The organism is Streptomyces sp. NBC_01465 (genome assembly GCF_036227325.1).
Classification (GTDB): domain Bacteria; phylum Actinomycetota; class Actinomycetes; order Streptomycetales; family Streptomycetaceae; genus Streptomyces.
This window is the reverse complement of the sequence record NZ_CP109467.1, coordinates 6,681,154-6,698,695: the sequence shown is the minus strand read 5'-3', so window position 1 is coordinate 6,698,695 and position 17,542 is coordinate 6,681,154. Positions and strand designations below refer to the sequence as shown.

14 protein-coding genes are annotated in these 17,542 nt (G+C 70.4%); 12 read left to right on the top strand and 2 right to left on the bottom strand.

Translation table 11 applies throughout. The features are described 5' to 3' along the window. Positions 1 to 9: 9 nt before the first annotated feature. Both OG707_RS31475 and OG707_RS31470 read left to right on the top strand, forming a co-directional pair. Entirely contained in the window at positions 10 to 945 is a 936-nt protein-coding gene (locus tag OG707_RS31475) for a DUF4349 domain-containing protein (RefSeq protein WP_329124326.1), read from the top strand. Between the two features lie 16 nt (positions 946 to 961). Continuing rightward, positions 962 to 2,320, top strand: coding sequence for an FAD-dependent oxidoreductase (locus OG707_RS31470; RefSeq protein WP_329124323.1), 1,359 nt, complete (start codon positions 962 to 964; stop codon positions 2,318 to 2,320). Here OG707_RS31470 and hemE read toward each other — a convergent pair. Then, positions 2,317 to 3,381, bottom strand: coding sequence for a uroporphyrinogen decarboxylase (gene hemE, locus OG707_RS31465; RefSeq protein ID WP_329124321.1), 1,065 nt, complete (start codon positions 3,379 to 3,381; stop codon positions 2,317 to 2,319). The two genes, OG707_RS31470 and hemE, sit on opposite strands and share 4 nt — an antisense overlap. 68 nt (positions 3,382 to 3,449) lie before the next feature. Here hemE and OG707_RS31460 point away from each other — a divergent pair, with 68 nt between their 5' ends. From OG707_RS31460 to OG707_RS31415, 10 genes are all read left to right on the top strand, one after another. Then, a complete protein-coding gene (locus OG707_RS31460; protein WP_329124319.1) occupies positions 3,450 to 4,100 on the top strand; it encodes a DUF3000 domain-containing protein in 651 nt (216 codons plus the stop codon). A gap of 152 nt (positions 4,101 to 4,252) precedes the next feature. Then, positions 4,253 to 4,915: a helix-turn-helix transcriptional regulator gene (locus OG707_RS31455; protein WP_329124317.1), complete on the top strand. Its 663-nt coding sequence runs from the start codon at positions 4,253 to 4,255 to the stop codon at positions 4,913 to 4,915. A gap of 78 nt (positions 4,916 to 4,993) precedes the next feature. Continuing rightward, complete coding sequence (locus tag OG707_RS31450; protein ID WP_329124315.1) at positions 4,994 to 6,277, top strand: ribonuclease D; 1,284 nt, start codon at positions 4,994 to 4,996, stop codon at positions 6,275 to 6,277. 192 nt (positions 6,278 to 6,469) lie between these two features. After that, a complete protein-coding gene (locus OG707_RS31445; protein WP_329124312.1) occupies positions 6,470 to 7,696 on the top strand; it encodes a thiolase family protein in 1,227 nt (408 codons plus the stop codon). Next, positions 7,693 to 9,834 (top strand): 3-hydroxyacyl-CoA dehydrogenase NAD-binding domain-containing protein, encoded by a 2,142-nt coding sequence (locus OG707_RS31440; RefSeq protein ID WP_329124310.1) that lies wholly within the window; start codon positions 7,693 to 7,695, stop codon positions 9,832 to 9,834. The genes OG707_RS31445 and OG707_RS31440 overlap by 4 nt, the downstream gene beginning before the upstream one ends. An 85-nt stretch (positions 9,835 to 9,919) precedes the next feature. Next, positions 9,920 to 10,966: a phage baseplate protein gene (locus OG707_RS31435; protein WP_329124307.1), complete on the top strand. Its 1,047-nt coding sequence runs from the start codon at positions 9,920 to 9,922 to the stop codon at positions 10,964 to 10,966. A gap of 141 nt (positions 10,967 to 11,107) precedes the next feature. Continuing rightward, the gene (locus tag OG707_RS31430) at positions 11,108 to 13,162 is read left to right on the top strand and encodes a hypothetical protein (RefSeq protein ID WP_329124305.1); all 2,055 of its coding nucleotides are present in this window, start codon (positions 11,108 to 11,110) and stop codon (positions 13,160 to 13,162) included. A gap of 52 nt (positions 13,163 to 13,214) precedes the next feature. Continuing rightward, positions 13,215 to 14,024: a rhamnogalacturonan acetylesterase gene (locus OG707_RS31425; protein ID WP_329124303.1), complete on the top strand. Its 810-nt coding sequence runs from the start codon at positions 13,215 to 13,217 to the stop codon at positions 14,022 to 14,024. Beyond that, entirely contained in the window at positions 14,021 to 14,845 is an 825-nt protein-coding gene (locus tag OG707_RS31420) for an Ig-like domain-containing protein (RefSeq protein WP_329124301.1), read from the top strand. Before OG707_RS31425 ends, OG707_RS31420 begins: the two co-directional genes overlap by 4 nt. Then, positions 14,839 to 16,440 carry a glycosyltransferase family 2 protein gene (locus OG707_RS31415; protein WP_329124299.1) on the top strand — a complete coding sequence of 534 codons (1,602 nt, stop codon included), beginning with the start codon at positions 14,839 to 14,841 and terminating at the stop codon, positions 16,438 to 16,440. Before OG707_RS31420 ends, OG707_RS31415 begins: the two co-directional genes overlap by 7 nt. Here OG707_RS31415 and OG707_RS31410 read toward each other — a convergent pair. Then, complete coding sequence (locus OG707_RS31410) at positions 16,374 to 17,528, bottom strand: hypothetical protein (RefSeq protein WP_329124297.1); 1,155 nt, start codon at positions 17,526 to 17,528, stop codon at positions 16,374 to 16,376. The genes OG707_RS31415 and OG707_RS31410 overlap by 67 nt on opposite strands. Positions 17,529 to 17,542: the final 14 nt, after the last annotated feature.

The window sequence follows — 17,542 nt, the reverse complement described above, 5'->3', positions numbered from 1 at the left end:
GACCCCGGAATGCGCGCACCCAGAAGTCTCGCGGCAGTACTGCTCGCCGCCTCGCTCGCCCTCGCCGGATGCGGTGCGAGCGGCAGCGACGACTCCGCCGGCAAATCGGAGGCCGACCACAAGGCGGCCCAGCCCGAGCAGGGCAGCGGGGCGGCCGACGCCGGTGGCAAACAGCCGTCGTCCGGGAGCAAGCCGGCGAAGAGCCCGGCGCTCGCCAAGGCCCAGATCATCCGGACCGCCTCGCTCTCCGTACAGGTCAAGGACGTGGCGACGGCGCTGGACACCGCGCGTTCGGCGGCCTCGACCGCGGGCGGTTTCGTCGGCAACGAGGCGACCAGCAGGGACGGCTCGGGACGCGAGATCTCGACGGTCGTCCTGCGGGTCCCGCAGGACAGCTACGACAGTGTGCTCGCCTCGCTGCAGGGCACGGGAAAGCTCCTCTCCCGCAAGTCCGACGCCAAGGACGTCACCGGTCAGGTCGTCGACGTGGAGAGCCGGATCTCCACCCAGCGGGCGAGCGTCGCCCGGATACGCGCACTGATGGACCGGGCGCAGAAGATCGCCGACGTGGTCGAGCTGGAGAGCGAACTCTCCAGCCGCCAGGCCGACTTGGAGTCCCTCCTCGCCCAGCAGGCGTCCCTGAAGGACCAGACGAGCCTGTCGACGATCACGCTCTCGCTCTCCGAGCCGCCGGTCACGAAGAAGGCGGAGAAGAAGAAGGACGACGACAGCCCGGGCTTCCTGGACGCGCTCGGCGGCGGCTGGGACGCGTTCGTGACGATGCTCAAGTGGATCGCGATGGTGGTCGCCGCGGTCGCCCCCTTCGCCGCAGCGCTCGCCTTCCTGTACGTCGTGTGGCGGCTGATCAGGGCACGGCTGCCGAAGCGCCCCGCAGCCGTTCCGGCTCACGTACCGTCCGAGGAGGAAGGCGAACAGGGCAGCTGACACGAGGGGTCAACGCATGGCGGCGGAACGACTGGTGGTCATCGGCGGCGATGCGGCGGGCATGTCCGCCGCATCGCAGGCCCGCAGGCTCAGGGGCCCCGAGGAGTTGGAGATCATCGCCTTCGAGCGCTCCGGTTTCACCTCGTTCTCGGCCTGCGGAATCCCGTACTGGGTGGGCGGCGAGGTCCCGGAGCGGGACGACCTGATCGCCCGTACGCCCGAGGAGCACCGGGAGCGCGCGATCGATCTCCGGATGCACACGGAGGTCACGGAGATCGACGTGGCGGGGCAGCGGGTCCGCACCCGGGACGGCTGGACCGCGTACGACAAACTCGTGATCGCGACCGGCGCCCGCCCGATCCGCCCGCCGCTCCCCGGCATCGACGCACCGGGCGTGCACGGGGTCCACACGCTCGACGACGGCCAGGCGCTGCTCGGGACGCTGGAGCGGACCGCCGGCCGGCGCGCGGTGATCGTCGGCGCGGGCTACATCGGCGTGGAGATGGCCGAGGCGCTCCTGAACCACGGTTACGAGGTCACGGTCCTGACCCGCGGGCCGGAGCCGATGTCCACGCTCGACCCGGACATGGGCCGTCTCGTCCGCGAGGCGATGGAGGCGATGGGCATCACGACGGTCACCGGCGCCGAGGTCACGAAAATCCTCACGGGCGAGGAGGGGCGGGTGCGCGCGGTCGCCACGGACGCGGCCGAGTACCCGGCGGACCTCGTGGTCCTGGGCATCGGCGTCGAGCCGGCGACGGAGCTGGCCAGGGCGGCCGGACTCCCGCTGGGCGCACACGGAGGCCTCCTCACGGACCTCTCCATGCGTGTGCGCGGCCACGAGAACATCTGGGCGGGCGGCGACTGCGTGGAGGTGCACGACCTGGTCTCGGGCAGCGAACGCCACATCGCGCTCGGCACGCACGCCAACAAACACGGCCAGATCATCGGCTCGAACGTCGGCGGCGGGTACGGGATCTTCCCCGGCGTGGTCGGTACGGCGATCTCCAAGGTCCGCGACCTGGAGATCGGCCGCACGGGCCTGCGCGAGAAGGACGCCCGAGCGGCGGGCCTGCAGTTCGTGACCGTGACGATCCAGTCGACGAACACGTCCGGCTACTACCCGGGTGCGGCCCTGATGACGGTGAAGATGCTCGCCGAGCGCCGCACGGGGCGGCTGCTCGGCGTGCAGATCGTGGGCCGCGAGGGGGCGGCGAAGCGGGTGGACGTGGCGGCGGTCGCGCTCACCGCCCGTATGACGGTGGAGCAGATGACCGCCCTGGACCTGGGCTACGCCCCGCCGTTCTCCCCGGTGTGGGACCCGGTCCTGGTCGCCGCGCGCAAGGCGACGGCGGCCGTGAAGGGGTCCGACTAGCGCGCGGTCTGCGTGTGCACGTACTCGACGAGCCGGGTCAGCGCCTCGGGGTCCATGTTCGGCATGACCCCGTGGCCCAGGTTGAAGATGTGCCCCTCAAGACCCGCTGCCGCGTCAAGCACCTCGCGGGTCTTCGCCTCGACCACCTCGGTCGAGGCGAAGAGGACGGCCGGGTCGAGGTTGCCCTGGAGCGCCTTGCCGGGCCCGACCCGGCGCGCGGCCTCGTCGAGCGGGACGCGCCAGTCGACGCCGACGACGTCCGCGCCGGCCTCGCCCATGAGCCCGAGCAGCTCACCGGTGCCGACGCCGAAGTGGATGCGCGGGACGCCGTACGAGGCCACCGAGTCGAGGACCTTCGCCGAGGCCGGAAGGACCGAGCGCCGGTAGTCGGCGGGCGCCAGCGCGCCCACCCAGGAGTCGAAGAGCTGGACGGCGCTCGCGCCCGCCTCGATCTGCACCTTCAGGAAGGCGGAGGTGATCTCGGCGAGACGGTCGAGCAGGTCGGCCCAGAGCTGCGGGTCGCCGTACATCAGCGCCTTGGTGTGCTCGTGGTTGCGCGAGGGACCGCCCTCCACGAGGTAGCTCGCGAGAGTGAAAGGTGCGCCCGCGAATCCGATGAGCGGAGTGGAGCCGAGTTCGGTGGTCAGGAGTCCGATCGCCTCGGTGACGTACGAGACGTCCTCCGGCGTCAGATCCCGCAGACGGTCCAGATCGGCGCGCGTACGGATCGGATCGGCGATGACGGGACCGACGCCCGGCTTGATGTCGAGGTCGATGCCGATGGCCTTCAGCGGGACCACGATGTCGCTGAAGTAGACCGCCGCGTCCACGTTGTGCCTGCGTACGGGCTGCATCGTGATCTCGGCGACCAACTCGGGACGCGTGCAGGACTCGAGCATCGGGATGCCCTCGCGCACCTTCAGGTACTCGGGCAGCGAGCGCCCCGCCTGGCGCATGAACCAGACCGGCGTGTGTTCGACGGCCTCCCGCCGGCAGGCCTTCATGAAAGGCGAGTCGTACGTCTTGCTCTGCTGGCCCTGGGGGCGGTCGTTGGCGCTCACGTCCAGAAGTTTCGCATGGCGGGTGTCTGTCCCCGTGCGAAGCCCTCGTTCCGCCTAGTCTTCCCCGCATGGCTGCGGCTCAAGGACGATTTTCAGATGGCGCTGACGGTTCGGACAGCGCGGACGGGAACCCCGTCCCGCCCGCTTTTCAGCGGGCGGTCGATGCTCTGCAGTCGGCGCGCCTGCGCCCGGAGGTGGAGATCGACCCGACCAAGGCACCCAAACGCCTCGCGCCGCACGCCTACGCACTGGAGGCCGCGGTCGTCCAGGACGACCTCGATCTGGCCGACGGCCGGCTCGTACTCCTGCACGACCCGTCGGGACACGACGCCTGGCAGGGCACGTTCCGCCTGGTCACGCTCGTCCGGGCGGAGCTGGAGCCGGAGATGGCCGCGGATCCGCTGCTGCCCGAGGTCTGCTGGTCGTGGCTGACCGGGGCGCTGGAGGCGCGCGGTCTCTCGTACGGGGAGGCGAGCGGCACGGTCACCCGCGCGGGGTCGCACTACTTCGGCGGCCTCTCGGAGCGCAGACCCGCCACGCAGATCGAGATCCGGGCGTCGTGGACCCCGCGCGAGGGGATGGGCGGGGTGCCCGATGCCGCCTCCCACCTGGCCGCCTGGTGCGATCTGCTCTGTCAGATCGGGGGGCTGCCGCCGGCCGGTCCGGTGGACACCGGAGTGGTCTCGCTGCCGCAGCGGCGCGGCCCGCAGACCCTCTGAACGAGCTCCGAGCGATTCGAACAATCGCGCGCACGTCCGAATTGCCGGAAATGTTACTCACCAAATCGTGATCTTTCTCTAAAGCCTGGGCCAATTGGTGCCGAAGAGGACAGTGACCCGCAAGCACCCCACTCTTCTCCCCAGGAGGCCTGGTGTCCGTTCTTCTCGAGCAGCCCGCAAGCCTGGTCGCCTACCGCCCGAACAAGCCGACGGCCATGGTCGTCGTGGCCGACCCTCGCGTCCGCTCCACCGTCACCCGCCACCTGTGGGCCCTCGGAGTGCGTGACGTCATCGAGGCCTCGTCCATCGCGGAGGCGCGTCCCCGCGTCGGCAACCCGCGCGACATCTGCGTTGCCGACGTCCACCTGCCCGACGGTTCCGGGCTGACCCTGCTGTCCGAGACCCGAGCCGCGGGGTGGCCGAACGGCCTGGCCCTCTCCGCAGCCGACGACATCGGTGCCGTACGCAATGCCCTCGCGGGCGGCGTGAAGGGCTACGTAGTCACCGGCACCCGTACAAACGTCGGGCACCCGACCCGCCCGGGCGCCGCACCCATCGGCGCCAACGCCGCCCGACTGCACCGCCGCCCCCCGGGCGCCCCGAGCCACCCGGGCGGTTACCGCGAGCTGTCGGGCCGTGAGGTCGAGGTGCTCCGCCTCGTCGCCGAAGGCCAGTCCAACAAGGCCATCGGCGTCTCGATGGGGCTCTCCGCCCTGACCGTCAAGAGCCACCTGGCCCGCATCGCACGCAAGCTCGGCACGGGCGACCGTGCCGGGATGGTCGCGGTGGCTCTCCGTACCGGAATCATCCACTGACCGATTTACACACCCTCTGGGCCCGTCGACGGAACGTTCCGTCGACGGGCCCCGTGCGTTCACAGATACCCTTGACAGGTGACCGACGCCCAAGAGACCGCAGCAGAGACAGCACTGCGCACCACGGGGGGCGCTCCCCCCGACGACGTCGATTCGGCGCCGATTCCCTTGCTGGAGCCCCGCGAGGGCATTCCGCCTGTAACCGCCACCGATGACGCGCTCGCCGAAGTGATCGCGGCCTTCGCCGCGGGCACGGGCCCCGTCGCCGTCGACGCCGAGCGTGCGTCCGGCTACCGCTACGGACAGCGCGCCTATCTCGTCCAGCTCCGCCGCGAGGGCGCGGGCTCCGCGCTGATCGATCCGGTCGGCTGCCCGGACCTGTCCGGTCTGGGCGAGGCGATCGCGGACGCCGAGTGGGTGCTGCACGCCGCGACCCAGGACCTTCCGTGTCTGCGCGAAATAGGCATGGTCCCGACGCGGATCTTCGACACCGAGCTGGCCGGGAGGCTCGCCGGGTTCCCGCGGGTCGGACTCGGCGCGATGGTCGAGAACGTACTGGGCTACGCACTGGAGAAGGGCCACTCCGCCGTCGACTGGTCGACGCGACCGCTCCCCGACCCCTGGCTGCGCTACGCCGCGCTCGACGTGGAGCTCCTCGTCGACCTGCGCGACGCGCTGGAGAAGGAGCTGGACCGGCAGGGCAAGCTGGAGTGGGCCCTGGAGGAGTTCGACGCGATCGCCTCCGCGCCGCCCGCGCCGCCGCGCAAGGACCCCTGGCGCCGTACGTCGGGCATGCACAAGGTGCGCAGGCGCCGTCAGATGGCCGTCGTACGGGAGCTGTGGACCGCGCGCGACGCGGTGGCCCAGCGGCGTGACGTGTCGCCGGGGAAGGTGCTCGGCGACGGCGCGATCGTGGAGGCGGCCCTCGCGCTGCCCGCCAATGTGACGGCGCTGACCGCGCTGCCGGGGTTCGGTCACCGGATGGGCCGGCGCGCGCTGGATCAGTGGCAGTCCGCGGTCGACCGGGCCAAGGCCCTGCCCGACAACGAACTCCCGCAGCCGGGGACGCAGGTGGCGGGTCCGCCGCCGCCGCGCGCCTGGGCGGACAAGGACCCGGCGGCCGCGGCACGGCTCTCGGCTGCGCGTACGGCGGTGTCGGCGCTGGCCGAGGAGCTGAACATGCCGCAGGAGAACCTGATGACGCCGGACACGGTGCGCCGGGTGTGCTGGGAGCCGCCGAGGGAGCGCACCGAGGAAAAGATCTCGGCCGTTCTTGCCGGGCTCGGAGCGCGCAAGTGGCAGATCGGTCAGGTCGCGCCGCTGCTGGTGACGGCGCTCCAGGCCGCACCGGCGCAGGGCTGACTTCCGGTTCGTACGACGAGGGCGGGCCACGGCATCGGGATGCTGTGGCCCGCCCTCGTCATGTGACCTTCGCCGCTCCTGCCGTGAAGGCTGGGCAGTTTGGTTACCCGTGGGTAGCATGGCCGTATGCGGACCACGACCCCGTCGTGCCCGCAGCAGCTGTGCCATCCCGCACCCTGGAGGAGAGCCATCGTGCCTCGTACCATCCGGGACGTCGTCTTCGTCGACGGCGTCCGCACCCCGTTCGGCAAGGCGGGCCCGAAGGGCATCTACCACGAGACCCGGGCCGACGATCTCGTCGTGAAGGCGATCCGGGAGCTGCTGCGCCGCAACCCGGACCTCGACCCCGCGAAGATCGACGAGGTGGCCATCGCCGCCACCACGCAGATCGGCGACCAGGGTCTGACGCTCGGCCGGACCGCGGGCATCCTCGCCGGTCTGCCGCAGTCCGTCCCCGGCTACTCCATCGACCGCATGTGCGCGGGCGCGCTGACCGCGGTGACGTCCCTCGCGGGCTCGATCGCCTTCGGTGCGTACGACGCCGTCATCGCCGGTGGCGTGGAGCACATGGGCCGTCACCCCATGGGCGAGGGCGTCGACCCGAACCCGCGGTTCGTGAGCGAGAAGCTCGTCGACGAGTCCGCCCTCTTCATGGGCATGACCGCCGAGAACCTGCACGACCGCTACCCGACCATCACCAAGCAGCGCGCCGACGAGTACGCCGTGCGCTCGCAGGAGAAGGCGGCGAAGGCGTACTCGAACGGGAAGATCCAGCAGGACCTGGTCCCGATCTCCGTACGCAACACCAACGCCGAGGTGGGCGAGACCGGCTGGGGCCTGGTCACCGCCGACGAGCCGATGCGTCCGGGCACGACCCTGGAGATGCTCGCCGGGCTGAAGACGCCGTTCCGTACCCACGGACGCGTCACCGCGGGCAACGCCGCCGGTCTCAACGACGGTGCCACCGCCTCGATCATCGCCTCCGAGGACTTCGCCCGCGAGAACAACCTCCCGGTGAAGATGCGCCTCGTCTCCTACGCCTTCACGGGCGTCGAGCCGGAGGTCATGGGCTACGGCCCGATCCCCGCCACCGAGAAGGCCCTCGCCAAGGCCGGCCTCTCCATCGAGGACATCAACCTCTTCGAGATCAACGAGGCCTTCGCGGTCCAGGTGCTCGCCTTCCTTGAGCACTACGGCATCGCGGACGACGACGCGCGCGTCAACCAGTACGGCGGCGCCATCGCCTACGGCCACCCCCTCGCCTCCTCCGGTGTGCGTCTGATGACGCAGCTGGCGCGGCAGTTCGAGGAGCAGCCCGAGGTCCGCTACGGCCTGACCACGATGTGTGTCGGCTTCGGCATGGGCGCCACGGTCATCTGGGAGAACCCGCACCACAAGGACGCCGGAGGCGACAAGTGAGCACCACCACCGCTGAGCTTCTGAAGGGCGCGGCCGAGCTGTTCCCCGGTGAGGTCGTCACGTCGGCGCACGTACGCCACCTCGATCTGCCGTACGGCGCGGGCAAGTTCGCGCTGATCACGCTGGACAACGGCTTCGACCACACCAAGCCGACCACCTTCGGCCCGGGCTCGCTCGCGAACCTGGACCTCGCCATCACCCAGGTGGAGAAGGAGGCGGCCGAGGGCGGGATCGTCGGTGTCGGTATCACCGGCAAGCCGTTCATCTTCGCCGTCGGCGCCGACCTCAAGGGCGTCGAGCTCCTCAAGAACCACGAGGACGCGCTGGCCATCGGCAAGGGCGGCCACGAGGTCTTCAAGCGCCTCGCGGGCCTGGCCGTGCCGACCTTCGCGTACTACAACGGTGCCGCGATGGGCGGCGGTGTCGAGGTCGGTCTGCACTGCAGCTACCGCACCGTCTCCAAGGCGCTGCCCGCCTTCTCGCTGCCCGAGGTCTTCCTCGGTCTGGTCCCCGGCTGGGGCGGCTGCGCCCTGCTGCCGAACCTGATCGGCGCGGAGCGCGCGGTCTCGGTGATCATCGAGAACTCGCTCAGCCAGAACCGTCAGCTCAAGGGCAAGCAGGTCTTCGAGCTCGGGATCGCGGACGCGATCTTCGAGGGCGCGGACTTCCTGGAGCAGTCGCTGATCTGGACGGCGAACGTCCTCAAGGGCGACGTGAAGGTCGAGCGCCCCGAGATCGACCGCGGCGAGGCCTGGGACCAGGCCGTCGCCAAGGGCCGCTTCGTCGCCGACTCCAAGGTGCACGGCGCCGCCCCGGCCGCGTACCGCGCGCTGGACATCATCGCCGCCGCCAAGAGCGGTGACCTGCAGGCCGGCTTCGACGCCGAGGACCAGGCCCTCGCGGACCTGATCATGGGCGGGGAACTCCGCAGCGGCATCTACGCGTTCAACCTCGTACAGAAGCGCGCCAAGCGCCCGGCGGGTGCGCCGGACAAGAACCTGGCGCGTCCGGTGACGAAGGTGGGCGTCGTGGGCGCGGGCCTGATGGCCTCGCAGCTCGCGCTGCTCTTCCTGCGCCGCCTGGAGGTCCCGGTCGTCCTCACGGACATCGACCAGGCGCGAGTCGACAAGGGCGTCGGTTACGTCCACGGCGAGATCGACAAGCTGCTGCTGAAGTCCCGTATCAACCAGGACAAGGCCAACCGCCTGAAGGCCCTGGTCACCGGTGTTCTGGACAAGGCCGAGGGCTTCTCCGACGCCGACTTCATCATCGAGGCCGTCTTCGAGGAGATCGGCGTCAAGCAGCAGGTGTTCGCGGAGGTCGAGGCGGTCGCCCCGGCGCACGCGATCCTCGCCACCAACACCTCGTCCCTCTCGATCACCGAGATGGCGTCGAAGCTGAAGAACCCCGAGCGGGTCGTCGGCTTCCACTTCTTCAACCCGGTCGCGATCCTCCCGCTGCTTGAGATCGTCCGCGGCGAGCAGACCGACGACGCCGCGCTGGCCACGGCGTTCGCTGTCGCGCGGAAGCTGAAGAAGACGGCGGTCCTGGTGAAGGACGCCCCGGCGTTCGTCGTCAACCGCATCCTCACCCGCTTCATGGGCGAGATCCAGAACGTCATCGACGAGGGCACCCCGGTGGAGGTCGCCGAGAAGGCGGTCGAGCCGCTGGGCCTGCCGATGTCGCCGCTGGTGCTGCTCGAGCTGGTCGGCCCGGCCATCGGTCTGCATGTCTCGGAGACCCTGAACCGCGCCTTCCCCGACCGCTTCACGGTCTCGGAGAACCTGGCCGCCGTCGTCAAGGCGGGCAAGCGCGGCTTCTACGTCTACTCCGCCGAGAATCCAGCCAAGCCGGAGCTGGACCCGGAGGTCGCGGCGCTGCTCAAGCAGGGCGACACCGTACTGACCGAGGAGCAGACGCGGGACCGTGTCCTGGACGCGGTGGCGCAGGAGATCGGCCTGATGCTGGCCGAGGGTGTCGTGGCCGAGGCCCAGGACATCGACCTCTGCCTGATCACCGGCGCGGGCTGGCCCTTCCACCTGGGCGGAATCACTCCGTACCTGGACCGCGAGGGCGTCTCGCAGCGGGTGAACGGGAAGCCGTTCCTCGCGCAGGGGGTAGCGAGCGTTCCGGCGTAACCTGGTCTGCCGAAGCGAGGAGCGCCCGTCCGTGCACCCCACGGGCGGGCGCTCCTCGCCGTAGTCCGGAGGAACAGAGACGACCGTGCCGATCATCGAGGCGAAACCTGCCAAGCCGGTCAGCCGGAGGACTCTGCTGCTCGCGGGCGGCGGCTCGGCGGCCGCACTCGTCACCGGGGGTGTGGCGGCGACGGCACTGATCACCGACCAGTCCCCGCCGAAGGCCGGCAGCCCGGCCGGGGTGTTCGACATCGCCGCGGCGTCGAGACTTCTGTCCCCCACACCGCTCCATGAGGTCAGCGGCCCTCAGGCTCTCGCCTTCGACGACACCCGCGGCCATCTCTACACACTTCAGGGCATCCCCGGCGGCGTGCGGCTGGCGGGCGAATCACGGCCGCGCAGTTCCTCGCAGCGGCGTCTGCACGGGGACATGTGCGTCTCCAGGTTGTCGCGGTCCGGAGAGCTGCTCGCCCATATGTATCTGCGCGGGTTCGGCCACGGCATTTCCCTGGGCATCGAACCGTCCGGCGCACAGGTCGAGTTGTGGGTCGAGTCCCGGGCCGACCCGCGGACCGGTTACGGACGCTCGGTGGCCAGGGTTCCGTTCCGCGACCGCACGGTGCTCGACAGCTCCGCACCCTCCGTACGCCACCACAGCCCGCTCCCGGGAAGTCACACCGTCCACCCGGCCCTGGATCTGTCCGGACGGCGGGTCCTGGTCAGCCACTGGACCGGACGGCAGCACCGGTATGCCGTCTACCCCATGGACGACTTCCTCGCCGGAAGGTACCGGCCGTCGCACACGGTGCTGGACACCGTACGGCGCAAGGGGGAGCCGCTCCAGGGATGCGCTCTGCACGGGGACTTCATCTACCAGCTCACCGGAAATCCGTACACGGACGAAGACGGCGACAACCCGCCCTCCGCCGGCGGGAACACCTATCTGTCGGCCATCGCGCTGAGGACCGGAAAGCCGGCGGGACGCAGACGGGTCACCGTCGCACCCACGCTCCCCTTCCGCGAGCCGGAGGGTCTGGCCGTCCGGCTCACTCCGCGTCCCGCGCTGTGCATGGGTTTCTCGACGAAGGCCCGTGGGCGCCGGGAACTCAGCGTCTACGGGTTCGCCGGCTGAGGCCGACCACTCATCCACCGTTGATAACCATTCGGTACCAGCGGCATCCAAGGTTCCGCTTCTGGCCATATTTTGTTCACCGTTGACCTAATCAGCACCTAAGATGCGTCTGAGATTTCACAAAATCCCTACACAGCTGCCGTGCCCGTCCCCACCGTGGCAAAGCCGCACCACGCCACGTTCAAGGAGGGCCGACCGGCCATGGGCAAGCAGCGACGCCAGGCCGTGCTGGGTGTTCTCATATCCGGCGCTCTCGTACTCAGCTTCGTCGCGATGATGACGTCGGTCGTCATCGCGTCCCTCCCTCTGTTCGTGTACGCCGCGACCACCAGCTACGTCGCCGACCTGCTGCTGCACAACGCGCAGTCCTCGACACTCGACCGGCTGCGGGAGTCCCGCTTCGGCCTCACCATCCGGTTCCTGATCCGCCAGTTCCTGCTGCTGGCGCTCTGCGGATCCATCGTGGACATCGACTCCTTCGTCGTACAGATCAGCACCGTGGGCTTCCTGCTGCTCTTCGTCCTGCAGCTCGCGTACAGCGGCATGCTGAAGCAGGTGCGCTCCCAGCGGGCGGCCCTGCCCTTCACCACCCGCGGGCTCGACGTCGAGGCGCTGGACATCCGGCGCATGCCTCATCCGTTCCTGATGAGCAAGCACGTCCGCAAGATGCTCCACCTGGACATCCCGCTGGTGGGCGGCGCGCTGGCCACCATGGCGACCGACGAAGGCCGCTACGTCGCCTTCGGCGGGATCATCACCGTCTCGGTCGCCTTCCTGGCGTTCCTCGCCCTGATCCCCGGAGCGCGGAACGCTCTCGTACTGCCGACGCACGACGAGGCCCTCGACGAGCTCAACCGACAGCTCGCGGACTACCGGCCGCAGGTGGCGCTGTACTTCACCTTCGCCGCGGTCTCCAAGGACTTCATGTACCAGGTGAACATGTGGCTGGAGTCGCTGGAGTCCCTGGATCTGCGCCCCGTCATCGTGCTGCGGGAGCGGGCCACTCTGCGCTTCCTCGACGCCACGTCGGTGCCGGTCGTCTGCGTGCCCAAGGCCGAATACCTGGCCCGCGTCGAGATGCCCGAGCTGCGGGTCACCCTCTACCCGGGCAACGCGGGCAAGAACGTGCACATGCTCCAGCGGGCCGAGGTGAAGCATGTGTTCATCGGGCACGGCGACAGCGACAAGCTGGCCAGCAGCAACCGCGTGAGCAAGGTGTTCGACGAGATCTGGGTGGCCGGCCGGGCCGGGCGCGACCGGTACGAGCGCATCAAGCACGCCGTCAACGCCGACCAGATCGTCGAGGTCGGACGACCGCAGCTGATGCCGCTGCACCGCTGGACCGGTTCCGTCAGCAACAGGATCCCCACCGTGATCTACGCGCCGACCTGGGAGGGCTGGACCGACGACGCCTGCTACACCTCGGTCATCCCGGCGGGCGAGAAGCTGGTCCGGGCGCTCCTCTCGCACGAGCGCGAGATACGGGTGATCTACAAGCCCCACCCGCTCACCGGAAGCAGGTCGCCGGAGGCCGCGGCCGCGCACCGGCGCATCATCGCCCTCCTCCAGGAGGGCAACGCCCAGCGGTTCGGGCGCAATCTCCACGACTCCAAGAGCGCTGCCCGCAAGCTGGCCCGCCTCGACAAGCAGATCGCGGAGGTCTCCGAGCGCGGGGTCAGGTCCAAGTACCCCGACCTCACCGAGGAGGAGCGGACCGCGCGCGTGCGCGGCAGCCGCAACCGGGCGGGTGCGCTGTACTGGAACGCGATCCCCGACGAGGCCCACCACGTGGTGATCGAGCGGGTGCCCTCCCTCTACGACTGCTTCAACCACTCGGACCTGCTGATCGGCGACATGTCCAGTGTGGTCTCGGACTTCGTGGCGACCCGCAAGCCGTACGCGATCTTCAACCTGGACGGCCTGCCCGACGACGAGTTCCGCAACGAGCAGCGCACCGCGTACGCCTCCTACCTCCTCGACTCCGACTGCGAGGGACTCGACGAGGCCCTGAACGCGATGCTCTTCCCCGAGCAGGACGTCATGGCCCCGTACCGCGAGCAGCTCAAGGAGTACCTGCTCGGGGCGGACTACCCGCCGTCCGGCGTGCGGTTCAACAACGCCGCGAACGACCTCTACGCGCGCGGAATGCGTGACTTCCCCATCGAGTACCCGGACGAACCCGAGCTGATGGCGTAGCGCCTCCGCCCCCACCCCGTCCAGCGACACCAGCCCCAGGAGGCAGGAACGCATGTCTGCCCAGCACCCGGGACGCCCGGCTCGGATCTTCGTGGCCGGTGACTCCACCGCGGTCACCCGCCCGTTCAGCCATCTCCCGATGGCCGGCTGGGCCCAGGCGCTTCCCCTCTTCCTCACCGACGAGGTCGAGGTCGTCAACTGCGCCAGGGCGCGGGCCAGTTCGAAGAGCTTCCACGAGCGCGGCCGCCTCCAGTGGATCCTGGAGAACATCGCGCCCGGCGACTACCTCGTCTACGGATTCGGCCAGATCGACTGGAAGCCCGACCCCGGACTGCACACCGACCCGTACGGCAGCTTCCTCGACCACATGCGGGCGTACGCCACGGGGGTCCGCGAGCGCCAGGCGCATCCGGTGATCCTGCTGCCGTACGAGCGGCGCCGTCTCGACCGCCACGGCAACGTGTCCCGGTTCCTCGCCGACTATCCCCGTGCGATGCGGCAGCTGGCCCGCGAGGAGCACCTCCCCGTCGTCGATCTCTACGGGCAGAGTCTGGCCTGGTGGGAGGAGCTCGGACCGGAGAACTCCCGGCACGCCTTCACCTATCTCCGCCCCGGTGAGCCGCTCCAGGAGATCGTCCAGGACGCGGACAATGTGCACCTCCGTGCCGAGGGCGCCGTCGAGTGCGCGCGCTTCGTGGCCCGCAGCCTCGCCGAGCAGCAGGTGATCCCCGCCCACTGGGTCAAGGGGCTCGACGTCCGCTCCTTCTCGTACGACGAGCTGGGCTGGCTCGACGAAGCCACCTTCCAGGACCGCACCCGCTCACGCGTCTCCGCATCCCCCGTCCCGAAGGCCGGCGCATGAACCATCTCCTCGGCCAGGGCCGTGCCATCGGCACCGAACCGTCCCAGGGTGCGGTGTACGCGGCCCTCTACAGCTCTGCGGATCCCCTGGAGGAGGTCGCCGTCGGTGACCTCGTCCAGCTCGGGCTCTCCGTCGCTCCCGACCGGGGCGCACCGCGCGGCTGTGCCTACCTGCACGCGGACGCGCTGACCGAAGCGGCCGAGATCGTCGGCGCCGAGCAGCTGGAGTACTTCCCCGCGCAGCGCTGGTTCCGGGTGCGCGCCGAGGCAGGAGAGAGCCGCTCGGGCGTCCTGTCCCTGCGCGTCAAGCAGCCCTCCGGGCCGCCGCGGCTGCGCCCGCAGTTCAGGGTCGCGGTGCCGGACGGCTCGGGGATGAAGCTGATCCGTACCGGGCGGCTCGATGCCCTCGCACTGCCCGTACGCACGTCGCCGGCCGCGGGGCTGCGGATCCTCACCGCGCAGGACACTCCGGGCGCGGTACGGATCCCGGCCGGGGGCGGCGCCCCGGTCTCACTGACTCAACCCCGGCACGGAGAAGCACAGTTGACCGGGGACGGAGCGCTGGCCTACCTGCCCGCGCCCGGCTTCCTGGGGTACGACCGTTTCACGTACACGGTGACCGCAGTGGACGGATCGCTCGCCTCCGCACCGGTGAATGTGCACGTCGGCCCCCTCGGGCAGGCACCCGGCGCCTTTCCCGAGTGCACCTCGGCCGTCGAATTCCACCCGTGGCAGTGGCCCGGGCTCACGGGCGAGATGCCCTGGCCCCGTTCCCCGGAGAGCGCACAGCCCCAGCAGACGCAGCAGAGGCAGTCATGGTGAATCGCGGCCCCTTCCACCCCGGTGACCTCCTTGACGTCACCGTCGTCCTGCGTGTCTGCGACCATGCGGAGACGGTGCTCGCCTGTGTCGATTCGCTGCTCGAGCAGACGACCGGCAAGCTCCGGCTGGAAATCATCGCGGTCGACGACGGTTCGACCGACGACAGCGGCCCCCTGCTGGCCCGTGCCGCCGACCGCAGCGGCGGCGTCCTGCGCATCGGCCGCCAGCAGCGTGGGCTGAGCCCGGCCGCCGCCCGCAACCTCGGTCTGAGCCAGGCGAGGGGACGGTTCGTCATCTTCCTCGAGGGCGCGGACCGGCTGGCACCGGACGCCCTCGCCCGTATGGTCGCCGTCGCGGACAAGACCGAGGCGGACGTCGTGCTCGGCAAGCCGGAGAGCTCCGGGCGCCACGCGGTGGCTACCTCGATGTTCCGTACCGGACGCGAGTACGCCGACCTCTACGCCTCGCGGGTCTACTGGTCGCTCACCCCGGACAAGCTCTTCCGCACCAGCATGCTGGAGCGACGCGGACTGCAGTTCCCCACCGATGTCCTCATCGGCGACGACCAGGCCTTCACCGCGGCCGCCTATGTGGCCGCGGACAACATCGCGGTGGTCGCGGACCGGACCTGCATCATCAAGGGACCCTCGTCCGCGCCGTCGGTGCCGCTGCCCGAACGGGTGGCCCTGGCTGCCCGGATGATGGCCCTGGTGACCACGCTGGTGCCGGCCGGCCCCCGGCTCGATCTGCTGCTCTCGCGTCACCTGGAGTCCGAACTCGGCCGTGCCACCGGTGCGTTGCTGCTCGCTTCGGACCATCAGGCCGAGCGGCAGCAGGCCATGTGGAGCGCCCAGAGCGTACTGCGCACCCACCTCACTCCCGGTGCGCTCGCCCGGCTGCCCAGGCCGCTGGCCGTTCGGCTCGCCCTGCTGTCGGCAGGCCGGTTCCCCGAGGCCGAGCAGATGGCCGTCTACGAGGCGGAGAAGCCACCCGCGCCGCGCAAGACCGTCGAGGACGGCCGGGTGTTCACCACGCTTCCGTACTTCCGGGATCCGCAAGTCCCCCTGGACGACGACCTGTTCGACATCACGGACCGGATGACCGTGACGCACGAACTCACGCGTCTGCAGTGGACCGGCCCCATGCTGACCCTGGACGGCTTCGCCTTCTTCGAGCAGCTCTCCACCCGGGACCGTGCCACCAAGGTGGTGCTGCGTCACCGTGAGAGCGGGGCGGAAGAACGCTTCTCCGTGACCGCACGCAGGGACGAGACCCTGCTGAACTCCAAGGGGAAGCCACGCGCCATGGCCCGCTTCTCGGCACGGGTCGGTCTGGGACAGACCTCGAGCGGCTGGCCCGTGGCCCCGGGGATCTGGGACATCTCCCTGGCCGTGAGCTTCGAGGGCGTGACCCGCGAGGTGCGGCTCGGCCGCCGGCGCTCGGCCGATGTGGACACCACCGCGCGTCCCCCCGTGGTGATCGCCCCGTCGCCCCGCTCGGAGCAGCACGAACTCGTCGCCGCACCCTTCTACACGCCGGAGGGCGACCTCTCCATCGAGGTCGCCGAGCGACGTCCGCTGCCTGGTGCCCGGTGATCCGGTCGGCCCAGCCGGCCCCACGGGCCGAAGGCAAGGCCCTCCCGGCCGATGTCCTGGCGCGCCAGCAGCAGTTCGCCGTCGCTGCCGAGGGCGGTGACCACCAGACGCCCCGCTCCGTCGACGGCCAGCTTCGGGGTGTGCGCGCCCTCGCCGTCCAGGGTCGCCCACCAGGCTCCGTACGCCTCGTTCTCCGTACCGTGGGCGGTCACTTCGATACCGCCGTGCGCCCCCGTCTGCGCCAGCACGGTGCAGTCGACGCCTCCGACGAGCGCGCGGGTGACGTCGGGCCTGCCCCGGCCCCCCGCACCGCCGAGCGGAATCAGGCCGCCGCCCTGCGCCTGCTGTCCCTGGGCACGCCAGGCGACGAGCGAGCCGTCGCCCGGATAGCGCCAGTAGTACGTCGCCCGCTTGGGACCGGTCTCGTACGCGATCTGGGTGCCGTCGACGAGCGGCGTCCCCAGGCGTTCCCTGAGTTCGAACCGGCCCTGTGCGACACCCACCCAGCGGTCGGTGCCGGCCGGGCCCGTGGCCAGGATCTCCAGCGGTCCTCCGGTCGTCATGACGGTGGCGAACGCATGGGGGTACGCCTCGGCCGTGACGGACTTCCAGCCGCCCCAGACACCGTCCGCGTTGCGACTGCGCCGCACGATTCCGCCGGCCCGCAGGGAGACCACGACGTGGACCGTGCCGATCGCCTTGTTCACCTCGATCAGGGGACCTGCGACCACGCTGTCCCCCGGCACGCCGGGCGACGCCGGAGCACCCAGGCTGCGCCAGTCGGTCAGCCCGCGCCCGGTCTGGAACTGCGTGGCGAAGGCAACCTCCAGGGCGCCGTCGGCGGTCCGCGGACGGCGCAGAACAGCGAGATACACGTAGCCCTCGGGGCTCTGCGCCATGGCGACCCGGCCGGTCCAGCCCGGAACCTCGACCAGGTCGGGGCCGGTCCAGGGAAGGTGACCCGAGGCCGGCTCGGTCAGGCGCAGCAGTCCGTGTTCTGCCGGCAGATAGGCAGTGAGCCGGCCGTCCTGCCCAGTGAAGAGCCAGTTGCCGGACGCGCTGCCGCCGTCACCGCTGCCACCGATCACGCCCCTGCCCCGCC

Coding starts and splice junctions, on each gene's coding strand:
- OG707_RS31475 (WP_329124326.1), top strand. CDS start 10: ATGCGCGCACCCAGAAGTCTCGCGGCAGTACTGCTCGCCGCCTCGCTC.
- OG707_RS31470 (WP_329124323.1), top strand. CDS start 962: ATGGCGGCGGAACGACTGGTGGTCATCGGCGGCGATGCGGCGGGCATG.
- OG707_RS31460 (WP_329124319.1), top strand. CDS start 3,450: ATGGCTGCGGCTCAAGGACGATTTTCAGATGGCGCTGACGGTTCGGAC.
- OG707_RS31425 (WP_329124303.1), top strand. CDS start 13,215: ATGTCTGCCCAGCACCCGGGACGCCCGGCTCGGATCTTCGTGGCCGGT.
- OG707_RS31420 (WP_329124301.1), top strand. CDS start 14,021: ATGAACCATCTCCTCGGCCAGGGCCGTGCCATCGGCACCGAACCGTCC.
- OG707_RS31415 (WP_329124299.1), top strand. CDS start 14,839: ATGGTGAATCGCGGCCCCTTCCACCCCGGTGACCTCCTTGACGTCACC.